This window comes from Chryseobacterium taklimakanense, assembly GCF_900187185.1.
Taxonomy (GTDB): Bacteria; Bacteroidota; Bacteroidia; order Flavobacteriales; family Weeksellaceae; genus Planobacterium; species Planobacterium taklimakanense.
In genome coordinates this window covers 1,711,569-1,734,899 of sequence record NZ_LT906465.1, presented here as the reverse complement: position 1 = coordinate 1,734,899, position 23,331 = coordinate 1,711,569, and the positions used below count along the sequence as shown (strand labels likewise).

Annotated in this window: 24 protein-coding genes; 8 read left to right on the top strand and 16 right to left on the bottom strand. The window is 40.4% G+C overall.

The window, feature by feature from the left end:
• Positions 1–17: 17 nt before the first annotated feature.
• Both rsmH and mraZ read right to left on the bottom strand, forming a co-directional pair.
• On the bottom strand, positions 18–911 hold the full coding sequence (rsmH, locus tag CKV81_RS08270; protein WP_095072276.1) for a 16S rRNA (cytosine(1402)-N(4))-methyltransferase RsmH: 894 nt from the start codon (positions 909–911) through the stop codon (positions 18–20).
• Between the two features lie 51 nt (positions 912–962).
• Positions 963–1,424 (bottom strand): division/cell wall cluster transcriptional repressor MraZ, encoded by a 462-nt coding sequence (gene mraZ, locus CKV81_RS08265; RefSeq protein ID WP_095072274.1) that lies wholly within the window; start codon positions 1,422–1,424, stop codon positions 963–965.
• Positions 1,425–1,676: 252 nt separating this feature from the next.
• Between mraZ and CKV81_RS08260 the strand changes: the two genes are divergently transcribed.
• From CKV81_RS08260 to CKV81_RS08245, 4 genes are all read left to right on the top strand, one after another.
• Positions 1,677–2,438 (top strand): alpha/beta fold hydrolase, encoded by a 762-nt coding sequence (locus tag CKV81_RS08260; RefSeq protein WP_095072272.1) that lies wholly within the window; start codon positions 1,677–1,679, stop codon positions 2,436–2,438.
• A gap of 94 nt (positions 2,439–2,532) precedes the next feature.
• A complete protein-coding gene (gene yihA / locus CKV81_RS08255; protein ID WP_095072270.1) occupies positions 2,533–3,156 on the top strand; it encodes a ribosome biogenesis GTP-binding protein YihA/YsxC in 624 nt (207 codons plus the stop codon).
• Complete coding sequence (locus tag CKV81_RS08250) at positions 3,137–3,598, top strand: GNAT family N-acetyltransferase (RefSeq protein WP_095072268.1); 462 nt, start codon at positions 3,137–3,139, stop codon at positions 3,596–3,598. Before yihA ends, CKV81_RS08250 begins: the two co-directional genes overlap by 20 nt.
• A 37-nt stretch (positions 3,599–3,635) precedes the next feature.
• A complete protein-coding gene (locus CKV81_RS08245; protein ID WP_095072266.1) occupies positions 3,636–4,232 on the top strand; it encodes a DUF3267 domain-containing protein in 597 nt (198 codons plus the stop codon).
• 50 nt (positions 4,233–4,282) lie between these two features.
• On the opposite strand, the gene msrA is transcribed toward CKV81_RS08245, so the two are convergent.
• The 5 genes from msrA to CKV81_RS08220 all read right to left on the bottom strand — a co-directional run bounded on the left by msrA (position 4,283) and on the right by CKV81_RS08220 (position 10,834).
• A complete protein-coding gene (msrA, locus tag CKV81_RS08240; protein WP_095072264.1) occupies positions 4,283–4,939 on the bottom strand; it encodes a peptide-methionine (S)-S-oxide reductase MsrA in 657 nt (218 codons plus the stop codon).
• 59 nt (positions 4,940–4,998) lie between these two features.
• Positions 4,999–5,970, bottom strand: a complete 972-nt coding sequence (locus CKV81_RS08235) for an ROK family protein (protein WP_095072262.1) — start codon at positions 5,968–5,970, stop codon at positions 4,999–5,001.
• A gap of 249 nt (positions 5,971–6,219) precedes the next feature.
• Positions 6,220–9,294, bottom strand: a complete 3,075-nt coding sequence (secA, locus tag CKV81_RS08230; protein WP_095072260.1) for a preprotein translocase subunit SecA — start codon at positions 9,292–9,294, stop codon at positions 6,220–6,222.
• A gap of 112 nt (positions 9,295–9,406) precedes the next feature.
• On the bottom strand, positions 9,407–9,628 hold the full coding sequence (locus CKV81_RS08225; protein WP_002662059.1) for a DUF2795 domain-containing protein: 222 nt from the start codon (positions 9,626–9,628) through the stop codon (positions 9,407–9,409).
• 183 nt (positions 9,629–9,811) lie between these two features.
• Positions 9,812–10,834: a GDP-mannose 4,6-dehydratase gene (locus CKV81_RS08220; RefSeq protein WP_095072258.1), complete on the bottom strand. Its 1,023-nt coding sequence runs from the start codon at positions 10,832–10,834 to the stop codon at positions 9,812–9,814.
• 80 nt (positions 10,835–10,914) lie between these two features.
• Here CKV81_RS08220 and CKV81_RS08215 point away from each other — a divergent pair, with 80 nt between their 5' ends.
• Together CKV81_RS08215 and CKV81_RS08210 are read left to right on the top strand one after the other, a co-directional pair.
• Positions 10,915–11,706, top strand: coding sequence for a DUF2797 domain-containing protein (locus tag CKV81_RS08215; protein WP_095072256.1), 792 nt, complete (start codon positions 10,915–10,917; stop codon positions 11,704–11,706).
• 96 nt (positions 11,707–11,802) lie between these two features.
• Complete coding sequence (locus tag CKV81_RS08210; protein WP_095072254.1) at positions 11,803–14,478, top strand: hypothetical protein; 2,676 nt, start codon at positions 11,803–11,805, stop codon at positions 14,476–14,478.
• A gap of 12 nt (positions 14,479–14,490) precedes the next feature.
• Here CKV81_RS08210 and CKV81_RS08205 read toward each other — a convergent pair whose 3' ends face one another.
• Positions 14,491–14,841: a hypothetical protein gene (locus tag CKV81_RS08205; protein ID WP_095072252.1), complete on the bottom strand. Its 351-nt coding sequence runs from the start codon at positions 14,839–14,841 to the stop codon at positions 14,491–14,493.
• Positions 14,842–15,037: 196 nt separating this feature from the next.
• Complete coding sequence (locus CKV81_RS08200) at positions 15,038–17,149, bottom strand: prolyl oligopeptidase family serine peptidase (RefSeq protein ID WP_095072250.1); 2,112 nt, start codon at positions 17,147–17,149, stop codon at positions 15,038–15,040.
• Positions 17,150–17,255: 106 nt separating this feature from the next.
• Between CKV81_RS08200 and CKV81_RS08195 the strand changes: the two genes are divergently transcribed.
• Positions 17,256–17,447 carry a hypothetical protein gene (locus CKV81_RS08195; protein WP_095072248.1) on the top strand — a complete coding sequence of 64 codons (192 nt, stop codon included), beginning with the start codon at positions 17,256–17,258 and terminating at the stop codon, positions 17,445–17,447.
• Positions 17,448–17,591: 144 nt separating this feature from the next.
• Here CKV81_RS08195 and CKV81_RS08190 read toward each other — a convergent pair whose 3' ends face one another.
• Positions 17,592–18,137, bottom strand: a complete 546-nt coding sequence (locus tag CKV81_RS08190) for a hypothetical protein (protein ID WP_095074388.1) — start codon at positions 18,135–18,137, stop codon at positions 17,592–17,594.
• A gap of 120 nt (positions 18,138–18,257) precedes the next feature.
• Between CKV81_RS08190 and mnmA the strand changes: the two genes are divergently transcribed.
• On the top strand, positions 18,258–19,445 hold the full coding sequence (mnmA, locus tag CKV81_RS08185) for a tRNA 2-thiouridine(34) synthase MnmA (protein ID WP_095072246.1): 1,188 nt from the start codon (positions 18,258–18,260) through the stop codon (positions 19,443–19,445).
• A 42-nt stretch (positions 19,446–19,487) separates the two neighbouring features.
• On the opposite strand, the gene CKV81_RS08180 is transcribed toward mnmA, so the two are convergent.
• The 6 genes from CKV81_RS08180 to CKV81_RS08155 form a co-directional block, all read right to left on the bottom strand.
• On the bottom strand, positions 19,488–20,228 hold the full coding sequence (locus CKV81_RS08180; protein ID WP_095074386.1) for a LytR/AlgR family response regulator transcription factor: 741 nt from the start codon (positions 20,226–20,228) through the stop codon (positions 19,488–19,490).
• 5 nt (positions 20,229–20,233) lie between these two features.
• Complete coding sequence (locus tag CKV81_RS08175) at positions 20,234–20,518, bottom strand: 2TM domain-containing protein (RefSeq protein ID WP_095072244.1); 285 nt, start codon at positions 20,516–20,518, stop codon at positions 20,234–20,236.
• Positions 20,508–20,807 carry a 2TM domain-containing protein gene (locus tag CKV81_RS08170; protein WP_157727392.1) on the bottom strand — a complete coding sequence of 100 codons (300 nt, stop codon included), beginning with the start codon at positions 20,805–20,807 and terminating at the stop codon, positions 20,508–20,510. Before CKV81_RS08170 ends, CKV81_RS08175 begins: the two co-directional genes overlap by 11 nt.
• Before the next feature lie 2 nt (positions 20,808–20,809).
• Positions 20,810–22,141, bottom strand: coding sequence for a 2TM domain-containing protein (locus CKV81_RS08165; protein WP_095072240.1), 1,332 nt, complete (start codon positions 22,139–22,141; stop codon positions 20,810–20,812).
• Between the two features lie 37 nt (positions 22,142–22,178).
• Positions 22,179–22,463 carry a 2TM domain-containing protein gene (locus CKV81_RS08160; RefSeq protein ID WP_095072238.1) on the bottom strand — a complete coding sequence of 95 codons (285 nt, stop codon included), beginning with the start codon at positions 22,461–22,463 and terminating at the stop codon, positions 22,179–22,181.
• Between the two features lie 191 nt (positions 22,464–22,654).
• A complete protein-coding gene (locus CKV81_RS08155; protein ID WP_095072236.1) occupies positions 22,655–23,299 on the bottom strand; it encodes a hypothetical protein in 645 nt (214 codons plus the stop codon).
• Positions 23,300–23,331: the final 32 nt, after the last annotated feature.

Below are 23,331 nucleotides of genomic sequence, written 5' to 3'. Positions count from 1 at the left end.
TTCAGATGTCTGATGTTTTATAATTTAATTCCAGTCCTCATTTTTGCACTTCGCGCACGGGAGTTTTCTTCAATTTCTTTTTCATCCGGAATTGTTGCCTTACTTTTTATCAATTCGAAAGCTTTCGCATAATTTCCGTAAATATCCCTTTGCGGCTCGCCCTCAAACATTCCGTTTTTCAGGAATCGCTTTACCAGGCGGTCTTCCAGAGAATGATATGAAATAACGACCAGCCGTCCGCCGGGTTTTAAAATTTTATACGCCTGAAGCAGCATTTCTTTCAACACCTCCAGTTCTTGGTTTACTTCTATTCTTATGGCCTGGAAAACCTGCGCAAAGAATTTGTTTTGCTTGTGGGGCGGTATGTAGCTGAAGAGTTTCTTCAAATCCTCCGTCGTGCTGATTTTTTTACTTTTTCTTTGATGAACGATTTCTCTTGCCAGTTTCCGGGCTTCTCTCAGTTCGCCATAGTGGTAAAAAATGTCAGCGAGCGCCTCCTCCTCATATTCATTGATCACTTTTTTGGCATCCAGGCTCTGCATTACATTCATCCGCATATCCAAAGGCGCATCGCTTCTGGTTGAAAATCCGCGGTCTGCTTCGTCAAACTGGTGGGAAGAAACCCCCAAATCCGCCAAAATACCGTCAACCTCTGAAATTCCATACATCAAAAGCGAATTTTCCAGAAATCTGAAATTTTGGTTGATAAGAGTAAACCGCTCATCATCAATATTATTTTTAAGAGCATCTAAATCCTGATCAAAGCTGTAAAGCTTTCCCCTTTCGGAAAGCCGGCTCAAAATTTCCCGGGAATGCCCGCCACCTCCGAAAGTGCAGTCCACATAAATTCCGTCAGAGTTCGTCACCAAATCATCTACGCTTTGCTGCAGTAAAACCGGATTGTGATACACTTTTATTTTAAGGTTTAAAGTTTAAAGTTTCAGGTTGGCGCCCGCCATTCTTTACTCCTCTGTATAAATATTCCCCATTACCTCTTCTGCCAGCTTTGCGAAATCCTCTTCTGTGGTAGAGATCACAGCTTCGTAAGCGCCTTTATCCCAAATTTCAAAGAGTTCACCCGCGCTTGTAACCACCACATCTTTTGTAAGATTCGCAAAAACCGTTAAGTCTTTGGAAACCTGTATTCTTCCAGCATTGTCAAGCTCCACGGTTTTCACTCCGGCAGTAAACATTCTAATGAAGTCGGCATTTTTCTTCTGAAAACGGTTCAGCTCGTTTATCTTTGTCATCAGTTTTTCCCAATGTTTCATCGGGTAAACCTCCAAGCATTTCTGGAACACGGAACGCTTTACCACAAAGGATTCATCACCAAAATCCTCCATCTGTTTTGCCAGGGATGAAGGTATTTTCAGACGTCCTTTATCGTCAATTTTGCATTCGTATGTGCCGATAAAATTCTTCATTTGGGACAAATTTATATATTTATTTCTAAAACTTCCCACTTTTTCCCACTTTTTGACTTAATGTTTATAACTTTTGATTCTGCGGGATAATGTTTTGATTTAAAACCTGTTACAAAGGCATTTGATAAATAATAAATTTTTTTATAATTCATTGAGAATCTTGCATTATTTTTTTTATTTTTAAACCTGCCATCATTTATACAGAAACCTAATCGCAGAATTTGTATTTTTGCCTTTGCTATAAAGCATTATATGTTATTTAAGACCAAAAAAGAAAAAAAGTTCCAATTTATTTCGGAAGGCGAAGGCCAGCCAATCGTCCTGTTGCAGGGGCTGATGGGCGGCTTGAGCAATTTCACCAAATTGATCAGCTTTTTTTCAACCCAAGGATATAAAGTTTATTTCCCGGAACTCCCGATTTATGACCTGCCGGTACTGAACACCAACCTTACCAGTTTGGCAAAGTTTGTAGCTAAATTTATTGAGGAGGAAGTTGGCGAACCCGCAACAGTGGTAGGAAATTCCATGGGTGGACATGCGGGGTTAATTCTCACGCTTTCCCGTCCGGAGCTGGTTAAACATTTGGTTTTAACAGGAAGTTCCGGCCTTTATGAGCGTTCATTTGGTGACAGTTTCCCACGAAAAAGTGATAAGGAATACATGAAACGGAAGGCACAGGAAGTTTTCTACGATCCCGAGGTTGCCACAGATGAACTTGTGGATGAAGTTTTCTCGATTGTAAATGACCGCGGGAAAGGCATTAAAACCGTAATGCTCGCCAGAAGTGCCATAAAACACAATATGGAAAACGAGCTTCACAAAATCCAGGTTCCGACATGCATTATCTGGGGGAAACAGGACAATGTAACGCCGCCCGAAGTTGCTGTAGAAATGGACCGGCTGATTCCTGATTCCGATTTGTTCTGGATCGATAAGTGCGGGCACGCAGCAATGATGGAAAAACCCGATGAGTTCAATGAGATTCTTTACAAATGGCTTGAGTCCCGAAAATAATTACAATAAAAACATACCCCTCGCAGGTTTGGCAGATGTTGCAGATTTTAAAATCGCTTTTCGCCGGACCTGCGAGTTTTAATTTAAAAATAAGATGGTAATAAAATCAGCTGAATTTGTTAAAAGTTCCGGCAAATGGCAGGATTGTCCGGAACCCAACATTCCGGAGTACGCATTTATAGGGCGTTCGAATGTGGGGAAATCTTCGCTCATCAATGCGATGATGAACCGCAAGGATCTTGCAAAAACCTCACAAACACCGGGCAAAACACAGCTGATCAATCACTTTTTTGTTAATGAAGAATGGTATCTGACCGATTTGCCGGGTTACGGTTATGCCCGGGTTTCGAAGGTACAGCGCAAAGATTTTGAAAAACTCATCACCAATTACATCCTGAACAGGAAAAACCTCGTCAATCTATTCGTTCTGATTGATGTGCGGCACACGCCACAAAAAATCGACATTGAATTCATTGAATGGTGCGGAGAAAACGGAATCCCTTTTTCCATCATTTTCACAAAATCTGACAAACTAAAGCCAAATGCCGTTTTGAAAAATGTAGAAAATTATAAGAACGAACTTCTAAAAACCTGGGAAGGGCTGCCGGAAATCTACATCACTTCTGCAGAAAAAAAAGAAGGCACAGAGGCCATCTTAAGTTTCATTGCTAAGACAAACGAATTTTTAAAGAATAACAATGTCAGCTTCCAGGAATAATATGGTTTGGAAGATCAAAAGTTTTGACCAGCTCTCCGCTGATGAACTTTATAAAATTCTGCAGGCACGGGTAGATGTTTTTGTGGTGGAGCAGCACTGTCCCTATCCTGAACTGGACGGTTACGACCAGAGCGCGCTTCATCTTTGGGCAGAAACAGATGATGAAGTTTCGGCCTACTGCAGAATTTTCCCGCCGGGAATAAAGTATGACGAAGCCTCAATTGGAAGGGTTTTAACCAAAAAAAATTTCAGAGGTCTGAATTTGGGAAAAAATGTGGTGAAATTTGCACTGAACACCATCGAATCCCGGTACAAAATAACTTCTGTAAGAATTTCTGCGCAGGATTACCTTTTAAAGTTCTATGGCGATTTTGGGTTTCTGGATAGCGGAAAAAAATATCTGGAAGACGATATTCCTCATACAGAGATGCTAAGACCGTAAAATTTTAGTATGTTAGTGAAACGTTATTATCTAAAAAATGGATTTTTCGAATTACAACAAAGAAATGCTGACGATCGATCTTGCCAAAGCCAATGTTGCGGCCATTAAATACTTCGCATTTTTTGCTTTAATTTTCGGCCTTCCCTATTATTTCATCTGGGGATTCAATTTAAAGCCGATATTTGAAACTGAAAACCTGATTCTTAACATAGCTTTTCCTTTTTTTCTTTTTCTATTCGGAATTGTCATTCATGAATTAGTGCACGGAATTTTCTTTGCAAAATATGCTGAAAAAGGTTTTAAATCCGTAAGGTTCGGCGTGCTATGGAAGATGCTCACGCCCTATGCCCACTGCAAAGAGCCTTTAAAAATAAAACAATATACCGTAGCGTTACTCGCTCCTTTAGTTATAGTAGGAATTATCCCTTCAATAGCGGGACTCATTGCCGGCAGCGTATCACTTTTGTTTTTTGGAATTTTTTTAAGCGGGGGTGCTGCGGGAGATTTAATGATTTATAATCTTATAAAAAAAGAAAATCCTGAAGATTATGTTCAGGACCACCCTAGTGAAGCGGGCTGTTGGATTTATAGAAAAAAGACGGTTAGTTGCCACGAATTCACGAATTTCCTTTAAATAAATGGGTTTTTTCTCTTTATTAATTCATGCATTCGTGGCTTATATCACTAATTTTCCTCCGGTTTTAGCCAACCTTTTTCACCAAAATAATCTTTAAATTTCTGAATTTTAGGCCCAACAACTGCCGAACAGTAAGGCGTATTTGGGTTTTCCCAGTAATATCCCTGGTGGTATGTCTCCGCAGGCCAGAATTTTTCAAGTTGCGCAAACTCTGTGACGTACTTTCCCGGCCATTTTCCCGATTCTTCTGATTTTTTCAGAGCTGCTTCGGCTTTTTGTTTTTCAGCTTCATCTTTGTAGAAAATCACCGAGCGGTATTGTGTGCCGATATCATTTCCCTGTCTGTTGAGTTGCGTAGGGTCGTGAAGAAAAAAGAAGACCTCCATCAGCTGTTCATACGAAATAATTTGCGGGTCATACGCAATCTGTACCACTTCTGCGTGTCCTGTTTCTCCGGTGCAAACTTCTTCGTAAGTAGGGTTTTTTGTATGTCCGCCAGAGTAGCCTGAAACTGCCTTATCCACACCGTTCAGCATATTGAAACAGCTTTCTACACACCAAAAACAGCCGCCACCAAAAACTATGTATTCAAGATTATTTTTATCGATATTCATTTTCTTTAATTTTTTATTAATAGGTCTTTGTTCCTGTCCGCTGCAGGAAATGAGCATCAATGCCATCAGAAGCAGGAAAAACTTTTTCATCTTTTAATAACGGTGATTTGAGATTAAAATTTGAAAATATTTATAATTTAATTTAAAGTTTACGCATTTTCCCAAACCAAGGCGCTTGCACCCAGAATAGCGGCATCCGCTTCATCAAGTTCGCTGAAAACCAGCTTTACTTTCCCCCTGAAAATAGGCAGAAGATTGCGCTCCATGTGCAGCTTGGTAGGTTTTAAAATAAAATCACCGGCCTTGATCACCCCACCAAAAAGCAAAATCGCCTGCGGTGAAGAGAACATCACAAAATTGGCAAGCGCCTCACCCAGTTTCTGGCCTGTATACCGGAAAACCTCGATGGCGGTAGGGTCGCCTTTTTGGGCACATTCGTACACGGTTTTAGAGTTTATCTCATCTTCAGCATATTCATTCATCATCGATTCAGGGAATTCTGCACGCATTTTTTTAGCAGTAATAACGATTCCTGTTGCCGAGGCGTAGGCTTCCAAACTGCCTTCAGAACCAGTACTCCAGTGTTTTCTGCCGCCAGGTTTTACAATCGTGTGCCCAAGCTCGCCAGCAAATCCGTCGTGCCCATAAACCAGGCATCCGCCGCAAACAATTCCACTGCCAACACCGGTTCCCAAAGTAATCATTATAAAATCTTTCATACCGCGGGCCGCACCGTACATCATCTCCCCAAGTGCCGCTGCATTGGCATCATTCGTCATTTTACAGGGAAAACCGAATTTTTCGGTCATCATTTCAGCAAAGGGAATTATGCCTTTCCAGTTGAGATTTGGTGCGTGCTCAATCGTTCCAGAATAGTAATTGGCGTTCGGCGCACCAACACCTATTCCTTCGATGGTTTTGTCCTGACAGTGCTCATCAAGCAACGGTTTTATCGTACGGTAGAGCTCATCAATGAAGTCTTCAACCTTCTCATAATTATCTGTTTTTATGGATCCTTTGGAAAGAATCTCTCCACGGTGATTGACCAAACCGAATTTGGTGTTCGTGCCGCCTATATCTATGCCCAAAGCTACCTGCTTCGATAAATCTATTAATGCCATCGGGTTCTGAAATTGAGACAATAAATTTAATAAAAAATTAATATTCGTCGGTTTTATTCAAGATTAAATTTCAGTTTTTAAGTTGAAAAAATCTACCGCGACTGACGGATTGACTCCGGCTACAAATGTGTTTTTCATTAAAATAAATTTAACTAAATTTTCAGGTCAAATAACAGTCCTGATTATTTTTAAATAGAAAACTTCCCCTAAAAAGAGGAAGCTCATATTTAAAATGATTTTTATTAAAAATTATGCAGGAATTTCACCTTTGTAAAGGAAAGAAATTGTCTCCTTGTTTACTCTCTCAACCATTTCGCTGAACAGGTAGAAAGATTCCTGTTTGTAGATTACCAGCGGATCCTTCTGCTCGTAAACCGCGCCCTGCGATGAACGTCTTAAATCATCCATTTCGCGAAGGTGAAGTTTCCAGTTTTCATCGATGATGGCCAGGGAAATATTCTTCTCGAAATCATCAACCAGGCTTTGACATTTGGTTTCATAGGCCTTCTGAAGGTCGGTTACAATCGTCATCGTTTTGTGCCCATCAGTAAACGGCACCTGAATCATCTTGAACATGGACCCCTGATTCTGATAAACATTCTCGATAATTGGGAACGCTTTTTCCTTCATCAGTTCAAGTCTTTGCTTATAATCTTCCTGGGCGGCAGCAAAAACGATTTTAGTAAGTTCTGGAACCTGTTTACTCTTGAATTCACTTTCAGAAACCGGAGCTCCCATCGTGAAATACTTGATGATTTCGTATTCAAAATCTTTGTAATCGCCTTCCATTTTGGTTTTGTTTACGATGGAGTGTGATACATCGTAAATCATATTGGTAATGTCGAACTTCAGATGGTCTCCGAAAAGCGCGTTCCTTCTTCTTTTGTAGATCACATCACGCTGTTTGTTCATCACGTCATCGTATTCAAGCAATCTTTTACGGATACCGAAGTTGTTTTCCTCAACTTTCTTCTGAGCTCTTTCAATAGATTTGGTAATCATGGAATGCTGAATGACTTCACCTTCCTTGTGCCCCATTCTGTCCATCATTTTCGCGATTCTCTCAGAACCGAAAAGACGCATCAAATTATCCTCAAGAGAAACATAGAACTGTGAGCTTCCCGGATCTCCCTGACGGCCGGCGCGACCTCTCAGCTGCCTGTCAACACGTCTGGAATCGTGTCTTTCTGTACCGATGATTGCGAGACCTCCGGCCTCTTTCACGCCTTCTCTCAGTTTGATGTCGGTACCACGGCCTGCCATGTTTGTAGCGATGGTAACCTGTCCCGGCCTCCCCGCTTCTGCTACGATTTCAGCTTCTTTTTTGTGAAGTTTTGCGTTCAGAACCTGGTGGTTGATTTTTCTTAACTGCAGTGCTCTGGATAAAAGCTGCGATATTTCAACAGAGGTCGTACCAACAAGTACTGGCCTTCCCGCAGAAGTCAATCTTTCAACTTCATCGATGACAGCGTTATATTTTTCACGGTTGGTTTTGTAAACCAAATCTTGCCTGTCGTCTCTCTGAATTGGGCGGTTGGTAGGAATTACCACCACATCCAGCTTATAAATTTCCCAAAGTTCGCCGGCCTCAGTTTCTGCAGTACCGGTCATCCCCGCAAGTTTGTTGTACATACGGAAATAGTTCTGCAAAGTGATGGTTGCAAAAGTTTGGGTTGCCGCTTCAATTTTTACATTTTCTTTCGCTTCAATTGCCTGATGAAGACCGTCTGAATAACGTCTTCCTTCCATGATACGGCCAGTCTGCTCATCAACGATTTTTACTTCACCGTCGATTACTACGTACTCGTCATCTTTTTCAAACAGTGTGTAAGCTTTAAGAAGCTGGTTCAGGGCGTGAACACGTTCTGATTTTTCAGCAAAGTTCCTGAAAAGTTCTTCTTTGGCAGCAAACTCTTCTTCTTTGGAGAGATTTTTAGCCTCAAGTTCAGCAATTTCAGTCCCAATGTCCTGCAATACGAAGAAATCTTTATCCTCATTGCCGGCAGACATATATTCCACTCCTTTGTCGGTAAGGTCGATTTGGTTGTTCTTCTCGTCGATTACGAAATACAGGTCTTTATCTACAATCGGCATATCGCGGTTGTTGTCCTGCATGTATTGTGCTTCAACTTTTTGTAAAAGCGCTTTGTTCCCCGTTTCTGAAAGGAATTTAATCAATGGCCTTGATTTTGGCAGGCCTCTGTAAGCCTGAAGCAGTTTGAATCCCCCTTCTTTTGTATTTCCGGCAGCGATTAATTTTTTAGCCTCGTTGAAGATATGCGTTACAGTTTGTTTCTGCACGTTTACGATTCTGTCAACAGAAGGTTTCAGGACATCAAATTCCTGTCTGTCCCCGTGAGGAACCGGCCCGGAAATAATGAGCGGCGTTCTGGCATCATCCACCAAAACCGAATCCACCTCATCCACAATCGCAAAGTTCAGTTCACGCTGCACCAGTTCAGACGGGGAAGTCACCATGTTATCCCTAAGATAATCGAAACCAAATTCATTATTGGTACCGTAAGTAATATCTGAGTTGTATGCGTTTCTTCTTCCGTCAGAGTTTGGCTGGTGGTTATCGATACAGTCGATGGAAAGTCCGTGGAACTGGTAAAGCGGGCCCATCCAGGCGGAGTCCCTTTTTGCAAGGTAATCGTTCACCGTAACCACGTGAACCCCGCGTCCAGGAAGTGAATTTAAATAAATCGGAAGCGTACCGACGAGTGTTTTACCTTCACCGGTTGCCATTTCCGCAATTTTTCCGCTGTGAAGCACCACACCACCGATGAACTGTACGTCGTAATGTACCATGTCCCAAACCACGTCGGTTCCGTGTGCGTTCCAACGGTTTTTCCAAACGGCCTGATCACCTTCGAGTGTTACAAAATCTTTCCCGGCGGCAGCCAGCTGGCGGTCCCAATCGCCTGCCGTAACACGTATTTCTCCGTTCTGCGCCCAGCGCCTTGCGGTTTCTTTAATCAAAGCAAAAGCTTCCGGAAGAATTTCGTTCAATACCTTTTCTTCGATCTGGTAGGAATCCTTTTTTAAAGTTTCTATTTTAGAGAAAAGAGCTTCTTTTTCATCGATATTTGATGTTGTCTTGATCTGCTCCTGTGTCTGTTCAATCTGGGCGGTAATATTGGCAGTAGCGGATTTAATTTTTTCCTTAAATTCTGCTGTTTTCTGTCTTAATCCGTCGTCTGTAAGCTGCTGAACTGCTGGCTCAACTGTTTTTATCTTTGCTACTACTTTTTTTACTTCTTTCAGGTCTTTGGCGTTTTTATCGCCCAAAAAACCTTTGAGAACCTGATCTAAAAAACTCATATAATTATTGCTTTCGGCTGTCAGCAAAAGGCTTTCAGCGCTGTAAAACTGCTTTTAAAATAAATGGGCAAAAACAGCAGAAAGCAGACTGCTGGTTGCCGGCTGCTTTCTTCTAATATTCGTCTTCGTTCCAAAGGAAGTCTTCGTCCGTAGGATAATCGCTCCAAACTTCTTCGATGGATTCGTAGATTTCGCCTTCATCTTCAATGGCCTGAAGGTTTTCCACCACTTCCATCGGCGCACCTGTTCTGATGGCATAATCAATAAGTTCAGCCTTAGTCATCGGCCAAGGCGCATCGCTTAAATATGAAGCTAATTCTAATGTCCAGTACATATCTTATTCAGTGTTTTGTAATTTTCTGCAAAAGTAAAAAAATAGATGATAAAATAAGCTTTTTTATATCTGATTTTCAATCTTTTTGAGCAATCAAATTCAGGACGGTTTTTAAGGTTAAAAGCGGTCTGTTCCACTTTAAAGATTTAAGTCTCCAAATTAAAAGCCGAGCCCTGAATTCGGTCATTTTCTCAAAAACCATTCCACAAACTTTTTTATGCCATTTTGGAAATTTGTGCCCGGCTGGTAACCGATCAGATATTTCGCTTTGCTGATGTCGGCATTGGTTTTGGAAACATCCCCGGGCTGCATTGGCATTGGTTTTTTGGCGGCTTTTTTTTGCATTTCATCTTCAATTGCCGATAGCATTTCTTTCAAATTAATGACTTCATTTTCACCGAGATTGATAATTTCATACACATTTTCAGTATTTTCAAGATAGGTAATGGACTTTATTATTCCATCAATAATATCATCAATAAAAGTGTAATCTCGCGCCGTAGTTCCGTCGCCATAGAACGGTATTTCCTTGCTTTCTGAAATCAGTTTTGTGAATTTGTGAATGGCTAAATCCGGACGCTGCCTCGGCCCGTAAACAGTGAAAAACCTCAGCTGCACCATATCAATCCGGTAAAGGTGGTGGTAAACATGGCCTAAAATCTCACCGCATTTTTTGGTTGCGGCATAAGGGGAAATCGGGCGGTCAACATTATCAGTTTCCGAGAAGGGCGTTTTTTCATTATTGCCGTAAACACTTGATGATGAAGCGCAAACAAATTTAGTAATGCCAAATTCTTTGCAAAGCTCCCAGAGATTCATCGTCCCGCGAATATTGACTTCTTCATATTCCAATGGTCTTTCGATAGATGGACGAACACCGGCAAGCGCCGCCAGATGTACTACCAAATCTATTTTATAATTATTAAAAATCTGCTGCAAAGAAACTTTATCCCTAATATCCTGATAATAAAGCTTATAAGTTTCAGAGTCGGTTTCGCTGATGAGTTTTTTTATGTCAGATTCTTTATCTGTAAAGGCGAATTGGGTCTTTTTACCAAGAGATTCTAAAGTATTGTTGATTTTAATTTTGTAATCATAGAAATCATCAAAATTGTCAATGTTTATGACAGAATGTCCGTTTTTCAACAATTCTTCAACGAGGTGAGAACCAATAAACCCACTGCCGCCCGTAACGAGATAAGTCATCTGTTTATTTTTGAGAAAACAAATTTATAAAATTTAGTTCTTGCAGTGTTATTTCCTATTTTTACTAAAAATTTAAAAAAATGCAGTTTAAAGGCCAGGTTCTGAAGATGTCGACCTATAACGATAAGCCGATACAGTATTTTCTGAATCTTTCGGGAGATCTGATCCGGATGAATTCTCTAATTGGAAAAACAATAAAACTAAAACATATTGGCTACGAATGCGTAAACTGCGGTAGCGAAGAAAAAATCTACAGGATGGGCTTCTGCAAAAAATGTTTTTTTGAGAGCCCGTACGCCAGCGACACGATCATACGCCCAGAACTGTCGCGAGCACACCTGGGTGAGGAAGAACGGGATCTGGAAGTGGAGAAAGAGATTCAACTGGTTCCACATGTGGTTTACCTCGCATACACAGGTGATGTAAAAGTTGGTGTGACGCGGGAGCACCAGGTGCCCACGCGATGGATTGACCAGGGCGCAACCTTCGCCCTTCCCATTGCAAAAACTGATAACCGCTACGAAGCCGGAATGATCGAAGTTGCGCTGAAAGAACACCTTCCCGATAAAACCAATTACAAAAAAATGCTGGAAGATGATTTCGAGGATGAAGTGGATTTGGCTGATTTCCGCAACAAAATCGAACAGTATTTCCCTGAGAATTTCAAAAATTTTTACACGATGGAAGGCGAAATGCTGCGTCTGGACTATCCTTACGAGAAGCCGGAGAAAATCACAGCTTTTACATTAGATAAAAATCCCGAATTTGAAGGTGTGCTGAATGGCATAAAAGGTCAGTACCTGTCTTTTGAGGGCGGTCATGTCCTGAACGTCCGCAGCCATGAAGGTTATCTGATAGAACTTAGCTTTTAACATTTATAAATTCTATAAGAAACAGTAATCATCTTATAATTTTCTAAAGGTTCTTTAATTTTATTTTGCATTTTACATCAAAAAAACACTTACACAATGACGAAAAATACCAGAAAAATCGCAATTGCCCTTGGCGTTTTGGTGCTGTTATTTGTGGTCGCCAACTTCGGCGTGAATTACTGGTTAAAAAGATACCTTCCCAACTATATAAAAAATAATTCTGACTATAAAGTTTCATACAAAACCCTTGATATTGATCTGGGTACAGGAAATATCAGATCGACCGGAATTACCGTAGCTTCGAAAAATCCCAACAACCAAAACGTAATTGGCCTCGACGGTACCGTAGATTCCCTGAAGATAAGCAGAGTGGGGATTTATGATGCTCTTTTTAATAAGCGCATCAATTCCTCAGATTTTCTTATGGTGAAGCCTAATCTTAAAATTACGCTCGCAAAACCAATCAATGATAAAACAGGGAAAAAGCGGCAGCCCCTGCTTTTTAAAAATCTTAAAATTAATGACGGAAACATCGAGATGCTCCGCCACACCAGACAGAAGTTTTTAGCCGTGAACAGCCTCAACCTGAGTGTTTCAAACCTTAGAATGACAGAGGAGGATGTGGAAGATAAGCTTCCGGTTGTTTTTGACCAATATACAATTAGTGGTAATAATTTTTATTTCCGTCCGGATAATGTTTACGCCCTGAAAGCCAAGACTGTAACAACGGATAACGGAAAGATGAAAATAAAGGATTTTGAGTTGCGTCCCCTACTTTCTTATGCTCAGTTTGTAAGATATTACCCCAAAAAAAGAAATCTCTTCGATTTCAAGACCAGGGAAATGGATTTCAAAGATATCGTGTTGAAAGACAATAAAGTGACACTCTCGGAAATGCGTTTTGAAGATCCGGACCTGAAAATGTACACTACCAACGTAAAACCTTCCGAGAAGCAGAAAGACTTCAAATTGGTGGTAAACCTGCAGGACGTTATAATGCACAATGCCAAAGTTCAGATCCTGAAGCCCAACGGAAACAAACTTTTTTCTGCCGGAAACTTAAACATGGATGTGAACAAACTGGTCATGGATGAAAATACCGTGAAGGGAAATATTCCGTTTTCGTACGAGAAATTCCTGATTACCGGGCGGGACCTCAACTACCTGACCGAAACCCAGGACGTGAAAGTGGCCGCAGTGAATGTCAATCCGAATTCTGCAGATTTAAGAAGTGTCGTGATCAAACCGACGGCACAAACCTCAACAAAAACGCTCGCAGACCTTGCGGCAAAGCAGATTTCGCTGAAAGTGAACAAATGGAATATGAAAGACAACAAGCTGGAAATGGACGCCCAAAACCTTTATATCAACGGTTTGATCGGCAAAATCGTCGCGGCCGACAAAAAACCTTCCGGAAAGAAAATGTCTTTTGATAAAATTAAACTTCCGTTGCTTGTACGAAATATTGTGGTGGACAATTCCAGAATCGGTTATTCAAAAGGTGAAGACTCGCAAACCTTCGATAACCTTCAGATCAAAGTGAAAGATTTTGAGATCAATGAAAAAACCTCAAAAGAAAAACTGCCATTCAAAACGGGAAACTACAGCATCACCTCGAAAAATTTCAGCAAAAAAATCGACCGCTTTTACGTAATGAGCGCTGGCCTTCTGAAAGTCGGAAAACAAAACATCCAGCTGAATAATTTTGCACTCAAACCCATCGTTTCGCGCGCACAGTTTATCAGAATGATCCCAAAAGAGAGAGATTTGTATGATTTGAAGATCAACCAGATTACTGCAACAGGGAACATCGACCTGACCTCTGAAAATAAAATTGTAGATGCGAACCAGGTAACCATTTCAGGACTGAATGCTAATATCTTCAGAAGTAAAATCCCTGCGGATGATAAAACAGTAAAACCTCTATATTCCGAACTTCTACGTAAAATTAAATTTCCGCTGTTCATCAAAAATACCGATATTAAAAACTCCGTCCTGGTTTATGAAGAAGATACTAAAAAGAGCGACGGACCAGGGAAACTGACCTTCGGAAACTTTAACATGAATATTAAAAACCTGAATTCTGCAAAAATGAATGGCCGGCCAACGCAGGTGCCGATTACCATAAACTGCAGTTTTATGAACATTTCCCCAATGAGGGTCAACTGGTCGTTTGATACCGCAAATACAAGCGATGCCTTTTCGATCTCCGGTAATATTTCAGATTTGCCGGCGTCGAGTATCAACCCTTTTGTTGAACCTTACCTTAAAATTCAGACTACGGGTTTAATCAGGGATTTGGTATTTAATTTTAGAGGAAATAAAGCCGGCTTAAACGGCACGCTGAATATGAAGCATCAGGATTTGAAAGTTGCCATCCTGAGGGAAAGCGGCGAAAAAAACAAGCTGCTTTCCGCAGTTGCAAACTTTGTAATCAAAAGCAACTCGGGAAATTATCCGGAGAGTGTGGTGGTAGACAATGTTCAGCGGGACAATACAAAATCATTTTTTAATTTGTTCTGGAAAGGCATTGAGGAGGGTCTGAAGAAAACTTTAATCGGAAGTAATGTTGAAAAAACTGAAGAGAAAGTAAAAAACACCGTGCAAACCACGAAAGAAACTGTGAACAAAGCCAAGACAGAAATCCAAAATACCACCGCTACAATAAAGGAAAAGAAAGACAGCACCGTAATAAAAGTGCAGGAAACAAAGAAAAACCTTGGAGATAAACTCAAAGGCATTTTCAGAAAAAAAGAAAGAGCAGAAAATTAATTCCTGCCTTTGTTAGTTATTTTCAAAATTGTATTCTTCGCTTTCCTCTACCGGGATTTCCCTGATAAAATCATCAAACTTATCACCAGGATAATTGCTGTCTGCACCATAAGAATCTATGATGATCCCTTTATTGCCATCGGTGTCTTCTGCAACATAAAGTACCGCATTGTCATCCGGATTGCTGTCGCCTTCAAAACGGTAGGACCTTAAAATTTTCAGGTCTTCAGGTTTGTAGTTTCTGTCGCCGTCATTAAATTTCATTTCGCAGTTTTCATTCATTCTGAACTCCTGTGAGATACCTCGTTGAGCGAGCTTAGACATAACCTGGCTCATGGTAAGCATTGGTTTTGGTTGATTCATAATTTTATTTTTTGTGATTTAAACCAAAACAACAAATACTGTGCAAGACTTCCATATTTTATGAAAAATTAAAATTTTAACGCAAATTAACAGGCCTCTGGCTCATCACTCTTCAAAGCAATATGTCTATATTTTAATAATAAAAAAAACCGTTTCATCAATTGTGAGACGGCTCGTTTTGTGACTGATTGAAAATTTACTTCAGGCTTTTGAAACCCATTTCGTAAAGTGTGAAACTCAGTTTATCAGCATTTTCATTAATCTGCTGTTCTGTGGATTTCCCTGCACCGTGGCCGCCTTTGGTTTCAATTCTCAATAAAACCGGGTTGCTGCAGCTCTGTTTGTCCTGGAGTTCCGCACCGAACTTGAATGAATGTGCCGGCACTACCCTGTCGTCGTGATCACCTGTGGTAACCATGGTAGAAGGATAGCAAACACCTTTTTTAACATTATGAAGTGGCGAGTAGGATTTCAGATATTCGAACATTTCCCTGCTGTCTTCAGCGGTTCCGTAATCATATGCCCAGCCGGCGCCAGCTGTAAATTTGTTATAGCGAAGCATATCTAAAACGCCAACCGCAGGCAAGGCAACTTTTGCCAGGTCAGGACGCATCGTCATGGTTGCACCAACCAGAAGCCCGCCGTTTGATCCACCGGAAATTGCCATGAATTGTGGTGAAGTGTAACCGTTTTTCTGAAGATATTCTCCGGCTGCGATGAAGTCGTTGAACACATTTTTTTTCTGAAGTTTGGTGCCGGCGTCGTGCCATTTTTTACCATATTCTCCACCACCTCTGATGTTTGGCACTGCGTAAATTCCGCCGTTTTCCATCCAGATTGCATTAACTACGGAGAAGCCCGGCTGCAAACTGATATTGAAACCGCCGTACGAATATAGGATTGTCGGATTTTTCCCGTCTTTCTTCAGTCCTTTTTTATATGAAATCATCATCGGCACCTTAGTTCCGTCTTTCGAAGTGTAGAATACCTGCTCGGAAACATAATTTTCTGGGTTGAATTTTACATTCGGTCTGTAATAAACTTCTGATTTTCCGCTGTCTACGTTATACTTGTAGATTGTTCCCGGCATCACATAATTGCTGAATGAATAATAAAGATCTTTTTCTTCAGCTTTTCCGCTAAATCCTCCCGCGGTTCCCTGACCGGGAAGTGCGATCTCGCGAACCAGCTTTCCGTCATAAGTCATTTGTCTTACGTATGAAACCGCATCTTTCATATATTTTGCGAAAAGGTATCCACCACCGGTAGTTACGCTTAAAACATTATCGGTTTCAGGAATAACGTCCGTCCAAACTCCTGGTTTCCTGATATTCATTTTTACCAACTTCTGATTCGGTGCGTTTTTATCGGTAATCATAAAAACTTCATCACCTTTGGAATCTACAACGCTGGTGTTATAATCATAACCTTGCTGAACCGGAATGAAATCGGTATTGTTTTTAAGATCTTTAATGTAGAGTTCGTTTCCGCTCGTTGCATTAGAAGCACTCAGGATCAAAAACCTTTCGTCATCGGTAAGACCTGCGCCGAGATATCTTCGTTTAAAATTTTCGCCGCCGCTGATCAGTTGATCTTCTGTCTGAGGTGTCCCCAGTTTGTGATAGTAAACCTTGTGGGTATCAGTTTTTGCAGAAAGAGCACTGCCCTTTGGTTTATCGTAACTTGAATAATAGAAACCCTCTTCACCTTTCCATGAAAGGCCGCTGAATTTTACGTTTTCAATAGTGACGTCAATAACTTTCTTCGTAATGGCATCCATCACGATGATTTTATTCCAGTCGCTGCCGCCTTCAGATATTCTGTAAGCTGCAAGGTTTCCTTTTTTATTAAATGATACTCCGGAAAGTGAAGTGGTTCCGTCACTGGAAAATTTATTCGGATCGAGGAACACTTCGGTGTTACCGTTTTTATCTGTTCTGTAAAGCACGGACTGGGCCTGTAAACCATCGTTTTTGTAGAAATAGGTATAATCTCCTTCCTTGAAAGGGGAACCTAATTTTTCGTAATTCCAGATGTTTTGCAACTGTTGGCGAATCTGGTCGCGGAAAGGAATTTTTGCTAAATAATCATTGGTAAAAGCAACCTGCCGCTGCACCCAGTCTTTGGTGTCGGCAGCCATATCATCTTCCAGCCAACGGAATGGATCTGACACGTTTTCACCAAAGTAGGCATCGCTTTGCTCCGTTTTTTTGGTTTCGGGATAAGTAAACTTTTGGTTCATTGTTTGGGTGGCACAGGAGGCCAGAAACAAAACTCCTGTGGAAAGAATTAGTGATTTAATCTTCATTTCTACTGATTTTTCCCAAATTTAAGCAATTTTTTAACAAAATTTAAAATACCGCTAACCATAAACGGAACATATTTTGTTTATAAAACCCTACAAATTAATCTATATGAAAAAAGAAACAGGAGTATTGGTAGCAGGGGCAGCCGGCTTATTGGCTGCTGTGGGCTTCTTTATACTGAGAAGAATATTGAGCAACACTGATTATCACGACGAATATCACGACTACCACAGGCATTTTTGCAGAAAAGATAATAGAAACGAAGAACATCACGGCGTAGAATATCTTTCGATGATGTAAAAAATTAAAGAAATATCCTAAAAGCAAATGTTTATAGGCTGAGGGTCGTCTCAACGAAAATCTCACTTGATCACAAGCTCGAGAAAAAAGCAAAAAAGCCGCTTATACTGTTGTGAGGCGGCCTTATTTTTTGTTTGATTTTGCTTAAAGCCCGTAAACAATTCCCACATTCGGGATGAATCCGCCGCCAAAAATGGATTGATCCTTTTTGTACAAAACATTATACATCCCGCCGATTTGCATATAGACTTTATCACCTAGTCTTTGCATATAACCACCGCCTAAGTAAAGAGCAGCTTCATTGCCATTATATTTTAATCCGTTCACTTTATCTTTCTGAGAATAGAAATATTCCTGAAACATTCCGCTCAGGTAAAAGCTTCTGCCAAAATAATAGTTGGCAAAGGGTCCAACTCCCAAAGTCGAGGAAGAATAATATTTAGAGTTCTGCCAGTTAAGATTGGTCGCCATACCCACTTCGAAATTTTCTGCGACTTTATAACCAACTCTCGGCGTCACATAAAGTGCGATGCCGCCGCCAGTTCCGAATGCTCCGCCCAAACCGGCATATCCACCGAACGTCCATCTGGTTTCTTCATTGCTTGTTTTTGTTGAAGGAAAAGATGTTCCGATCTGTGCAAAACTTACTGTAAATGAGAATATTGAAGAGAGAAACAATAATTTTTTCATCATAAATGACTTTATTGATGGCATCAGCGAATTCTGTACCACAATCTAAAGGCTTTAAAGAAATAATAATCCGTAAATTTGCAGCGCAAAACTTTCCCTTAACGAAAGCGTAGCCAAAATATGAAAATAGTAGTAGGACTTTCCGGAGGTGTGGATTCCAGCGTTGCCGCCTACCTCCTCCAACAACAGGGACACGAAGTTGTTGGTCTCTTTATGCGCAACTGGAACGATGCTTCCGTAACCCTCGAAGATGAATGCCCCTGGATTGAAGACAGCAATGATGCGCTGATGGTAGCCCAAAAACTGGGAATTCCTTTCCAGGTGATTGATATGAGCGAACTTTACAAAGAACGAATCGTAGATTATATGTTCGCTGAGTATGAAAAAGGCCGCACTCCAAATCCTGATATTCTCTGCAACCGTGAGGTGAAATTTGATGTTTTTCTGGAAACGGCACTCGCGCTTGGTGCGGATAAAGTGGCAACCGGACATTATGCACGCCTGGACTCCTTCAAAGATGAAAACGGAAAAGAAATTTACCAACTTCTTGCGGGGAAAGACAACAATAAAGATCAGAGTTATTTCCTTTGCCAACTCAATCAGAATCAATTATCTAAGGCCCTTTTTCCCATCGGTGAGCTTACAAAACCGGAGGTTCGGGAAATTGCCAAAGAACTTGGTTTGGTAACTGCCGAAAAAAAGGATTCGCAGGGTTTGTGTTTCATCGGGAAAGTGAGTTTACCCGAATTCCTGAAGCAGCAACTCCAGCCAAAAGAAGGCGAAATCGTAGAAATTTTTGATGATTTTGTTGAATTTTCTAAAGAAAAACCTCTTTTTTCATCAAAACTGGAAGAGTTGGAATTTCTCTCATCTAAAATCAAATACCGGAAATCTGACGGAAAAGTTATCGGCAAACATCAGGGGGCACAATATTATACTATCGGACAAAGCAAAGGACTCGGAATCGGAGGCCATAAGGAAAGCTGTTTCATCATCAACCGCGATATGGAAAACAATATCCTTTATGTTGGTGAAGGGAAAAATTTCCCCGGACTCTACCGGAAAGCCTTGAAAATAGAAAACTCCGAGGTTCACTGGATCCGTGAAGATTTGCGGTTACAACACGGCGAATCGATGGATGTTATGGCCAGAATCCGCTACCGCCAACCCCTTGAGAAAGCAACGCTTTACCAGTACGGGAATGCTTTTTATATCGAGTTTGAGAATCCACAATCTGCCATTGCAGAAGGCCAGTTTGCAGCGTGGTATAAAGATGAGGAACTGCTGGGAAGTGGCGTGATTTCATAATTGTTTTGCACAGATGCGCGAGTTATCGTGCGTTCCCATTATTTATTTGCTCAGCCAATCCTTAAAATCCTTCACGCGTTCGCGGCTCACGGTAATTTCTTCTTCCGGCTGAAACTGCATTTCGACTTTGTAATACGGCGAGGTGTGAATGTTTTTGATAAAATCTAAATTGATGACAAACTGGCGGTTCACCCGGAAAAATTTGCTTTCATCGAGGTTTTCCTGAAGTTCGTCCAAAGTAAAATCCGTGGGAAATGAACGTTCTGAAGTCCGGGCGTACACAATTTTGTTCTCGCTGTAGAAACAACTAATTTCATTGGTTTGCAAAACTTTCAGATTGTATCCGATTTTAACCAAAATTCTGGAAAGCCATGATTTTTCTTTTTTAATTAATTCTTTGAAATTCAAATTGTTATATCGCTGTTCCTGCGGCACAAAAGATTTGTACTTTTCCAGAGCGTTTCTCAAGTCTTCTTCCATGATGGGCTTCAAAAGATAATCGATGGAATTCAGTTTGAAGGCTTTCAGGGTATAATTGTCGAACGCCGTGGTATAAATGATAAAACTTCTGGTCGGAATTTTTTCAAAAATATCAAAAGAAAGTCCGTCGCCCAGAACAATATCAGAAAATATTAAGTCAGGATGCGGAGTATTTTTAAAAAAATTTATTCCCTCTTCCACAGAATGGATGGTTGCAATCAACTCAATATCAGGAAATAAACTCAAAATCCGTTCAAGTTTTCTTGCTGCCGGCTTTTCATCTTCGATGATGATGGTTTTTATTCTATTCAAGGTTTCAAGTTTTTCTGTTTATCCATAAGTTCGCGTATTTTGCGTTCCTCCCAGTTTCTTCCAAGAAAAAAATTTGGCAAGAAAACGGATGCGCCATGCGCTGCCAGTCCCACTCCCCAAAGACTGGTTCCCCAAACATTAAAATCGATTTGCCCATGTTTCATGAACTTTAAGCATACCAAAAACACATTTACCAGTATAAAAACTCCTGCGTGAATATAAAATCCTTTGATCTGCTTCACCCGCTTTTTAGCTTGTTCGTATTTGATATTATTTTCCATTGTTTTTGTATTTTTCCATAAGTTGCCTTGTTTTACGTTCTTCCCAATTGTGCAGTCGGGGTACAAACAGGTAAATGCCGTAACCCAAAAGAAAAATTCCCTGCAGAATCAACATATAAACAATGTATTCGCTATTAAAATTAAAAATATTTTTGCTGTAATCCGTGAAAAGCAGCACGATTGCAACAATAATATAACCGGCTACAAACCAGTAAAAGTTTGAAATTTCCTTCACCCTTTTCTGTGCTTTTTTATAAAGCATTTCCTCGTGTTTTTGCTTATTTTCCATGATTATCTCCATTTTTTGGCGTTTTCTTCTTCTTTTTGCATATACTTACGGATTTGGCGTTCTTCCCAATCGCTGCTAATTCCGAACGTTTTAATCCCATGCGAAATCACACCGATGCCCCAACCCAACATCGGCCAAAATGCCCACCAGTAATTGGGCGACGTCTTCCAGTTAATCAGGAATAAGAAAGGAATAAAAATAGAGTAGGAGATCAGATTTCCGTAAAAACCTTTGAGTTCTTCTACTCTTTTTGCGGCTTTTTCGTAAGCCATTTGTTCACTGGTGGCATTTTGTGTAGTCATTAGGTTTATTTTTTCGGTGAGTAAAGGTATTTTTACTTTGAAATTTTGTTCAGATTTTTCGATGAAGACATTTCGGTCGGTAATCAGTGCATAGCGCTGCACAATATTGGAAAGTCCGATTCCCTCACGGTCTTTGCTGACTTCTCTTTGTTGCAGGTTATTTTCAACGCACAGAAATCCATTCTCTGAGAAAATTCTGATATTCAAGGGTTTTACGGATGTGGCAAAATTGTGTTTGATGCAGTTTTCCAGCAATAACTGTAGCGATAACGGAACGACGAAACCTTTTCGATCTTGTTCATTCACTTCAAACTCAAAGTTAACGCTGTCCTCGAACCTTGTTTTCAGCAAATCGCAATAGGTTTTTGCAAAATCCAGCTCTTCTTCTACCGTAACTAATTCTTTATCCTTTTGCTCCAAAACATAACGGTATATCTTTGACATTGAGGACGTAAACCTTTGGGCGTGATTTGGATTCTCATCAATCAATGAACTTAAAACATTTAAAGAATTGAACAAGAAATGCGGATCGAGTTGATTTTTTAAGGTTTCAAACTGGGCGTTGGCAGATTTTGCAATGAGTTTCTGTTCCACTACCTCTTTTTTCGCAGATTTTTTCCATTCTTCCATAAAACTTTTGGCGTGGAGAATGGCCGAAACCAACAGAGAGATATTCACGGTAATCCAATTAAAAATTCCCATATTTCCGCTGAAGAACTTCGTGGGATCACTTCCCTGAATTACTATGAAATTGATATAATTACAGAAGAAAACCAGGATCACGTTAGCCAGCACTGTGCCGATAATGCCGTAGATGACACGTGTTCTGGTTTGCTCAACCCAGGAAAATTTCCTGCTCAGAAAATCATTCACTAATCCGTTTCCCACTCCAATGACGAGGGTATACATCACTGTGATTCCGAAGGTCAGTAAAGCGTTTGTCAAGGTTTTCTCACCATTGGAAAAAGCAAATATGAAAATGCTGATTCCAAATGAAACCCAGATTAATGTGCTGAAAAATTTTCTGTTCATATGAATTTTTACCGATTAAAAATAGGAAAAGAACGCTTTATTTGTTCATCATTTCTCTAATTTTTCTTTCTTCCCAATCGTCACCCAGAATCATCTGCGATCCAAAAACCGTAAGTCCGTGCGCCAACAATCCAAACCCCCACAAAATCGCTGTGTAGTAAGAGTCCATATCTGCAAATCCATTCTTTTCTGCAAATCCATTGCTAAATATAATGAACAGATTTACAAGCAGATAAACCAGAGCATGAATGTAAAATCCTTTAATTCTTCTCACTTTTCTTTTTGCACGTTCAAGTTTTTCACTATTGCTGCATGTTTCCATTTATTTTAAAATTTTTAATTATTGATTTGATTTTGATGATATAAAGGTAGTTCAGCGCAAAACCCAAAGCCAACTGTTCTTTACCGAACCGTATTTTTTGTAGACTGAATGGTAAAAGTTCTTTTTCTAAAAATAAAAGCGAATGAAAAAACGGGCGAAAAATGCCCGTTCATCATGTTAAACTGGCTTCGTTACGGTTTCTGTGCCAGGAAATACTCCGCTTCCGCTTTTCCCCAGTTTGGATGAAGTGGTGATGCTGTTTTGTAAATTTTAAACTGCTCCAGTGCTTTCTGGAAAAGTTCCAGACCTTGGGATTTGCTTCCGCCAAACTGCTCTGGCGTAAAATAGGTATCTTCTGCTTTCAGTAAGGTAATTCTTGGATTGGCGGGATCCTGTTTTTCGGCCTTGGCGAGATTTTCGGCGCCCAGAGCGCCTTCCGTCATATAGCGTTCCATTGGGTTCACCATCATTTTCAGGTTGTGAATCATCTTTTGAAGAATGAACAGTTCGGCATTATCCTTACTCAATTCCATGGCTTTGTCCAGGGATTTTTGTGCTTCAGATGCAACAGCATCCAGTTCCGACATTTTCTGTTCGCGCATCAAAATTCTTCCTTTCTGGATTTGGGCAAATGCGGCGTAGTAATACGGCAGCCATTGTGTTTTTTCAGCATTTCCGATTCTGGTGAAATCATTAGAAAGCGCTTGGAATTCGTCTGTTTTCAAATGCTGTTCAATTTTGGCGACTTTTTCGGTCATTGCTGTTTCGAATTTGGTCTGTGCAAACCCGAACACTGTAGATGCTGCAACAGCCGCAGCAAGGAATAATCTTTTCATATTAATTGATTTTTTGTTGTTTTAAAATTCTG

Excerpts from the sequence above, each read along its gene's own strand:
- mraZ (WP_095072274.1), bottom strand. The coding sequence starts at position 1,424 with ATGAAGAATTTTATCGGCACATACGAATGCAAAATTGACGATAAAGGA.
- CKV81_RS08260 (WP_095072272.1), top strand. The coding sequence starts at position 1,677 with ATGTTATTTAAGACCAAAAAAGAAAAAAAGTTCCAATTTATTTCGGAA.
- yihA (WP_095072270.1), top strand. The coding sequence starts at position 2,533 with ATGGTAATAAAATCAGCTGAATTTGTTAAAAGTTCCGGCAAATGGCAG.
- CKV81_RS08250 (WP_095072268.1), top strand. The coding sequence starts at position 3,137 with ATGTCAGCTTCCAGGAATAATATGGTTTGGAAGATCAAAAGTTTTGAC.
- CKV81_RS08245 (WP_095072266.1), top strand. The coding sequence starts at position 3,636 with ATGGATTTTTCGAATTACAACAAAGAAATGCTGACGATCGATCTTGCC.
- msrA (WP_095072264.1), bottom strand. The coding sequence starts at position 4,939 with ATGAAAAAGTTTTTCCTGCTTCTGATGGCATTGATGCTCATTTCCTGC.
- CKV81_RS08235 (WP_095072262.1), bottom strand. The coding sequence starts at position 5,970 with ATGGCATTAATAGATTTATCGAAGCAGGTAGCTTTGGGCATAGATATA.
- secA (WP_095072260.1), bottom strand. The coding sequence starts at position 9,294 with ATGAGTTTTTTAGATCAGGTTCTCAAAGGTTTTTTGGGCGATAAAAAC.
- CKV81_RS08225 (WP_002662059.1), bottom strand. The coding sequence starts at position 9,628 with ATGTACTGGACATTAGAATTAGCTTCATATTTAAGCGATGCGCCTTGG.
- CKV81_RS08220 (WP_095072258.1), bottom strand. The coding sequence starts at position 10,834 with ATGACTTATCTCGTTACGGGCGGCAGTGGGTTTATTGGTTCTCACCTC.
- CKV81_RS08215 (WP_095072256.1), top strand. The coding sequence starts at position 10,915 with ATGCAGTTTAAAGGCCAGGTTCTGAAGATGTCGACCTATAACGATAAG.
- CKV81_RS08210 (WP_095072254.1), top strand. The coding sequence starts at position 11,803 with ATGACGAAAAATACCAGAAAAATCGCAATTGCCCTTGGCGTTTTGGTG.
- CKV81_RS08205 (WP_095072252.1), bottom strand. The coding sequence starts at position 14,841 with ATGAATCAACCAAAACCAATGCTTACCATGAGCCAGGTTATGTCTAAG.
- CKV81_RS08200 (WP_095072250.1), bottom strand. The coding sequence starts at position 17,149 with ATGAAGATTAAATCACTAATTCTTTCCACAGGAGTTTTGTTTCTGGCC.
- CKV81_RS08195 (WP_095072248.1), top strand. The coding sequence starts at position 17,256 with ATGAAAAAAGAAACAGGAGTATTGGTAGCAGGGGCAGCCGGCTTATTG.
- CKV81_RS08190 (WP_095074388.1), bottom strand. The coding sequence starts at position 18,137 with ATGAAAAAATTATTGTTTCTCTCTTCAATATTCTCATTTACAGTAAGT.
- mnmA (WP_095072246.1), top strand. The coding sequence starts at position 18,258 with ATGAAAATAGTAGTAGGACTTTCCGGAGGTGTGGATTCCAGCGTTGCC.
- CKV81_RS08175 (WP_095072244.1), bottom strand. The coding sequence starts at position 20,518 with ATGGAAAATAATATCAAATACGAACAAGCTAAAAAGCGGGTGAAGCAG.
- CKV81_RS08170 (WP_157727392.1), bottom strand. The coding sequence starts at position 20,807 with ATGGAAAATAAGCAAAAACACGAGGAAATGCTTTATAAAAAAGCACAG.
- CKV81_RS08165 (WP_095072240.1), bottom strand. The coding sequence starts at position 22,141 with ATGAACAGAAAATTTTTCAGCACATTAATCTGGGTTTCATTTGGAATC.
- CKV81_RS08160 (WP_095072238.1), bottom strand. The coding sequence starts at position 22,463 with ATGGAAACATGCAGCAATAGTGAAAAACTTGAACGTGCAAAAAGAAAA.
- CKV81_RS08155 (WP_095072236.1), bottom strand. The coding sequence starts at position 23,299 with ATGAAAAGATTATTCCTTGCTGCGGCTGTTGCAGCATCTACAGTGTTC.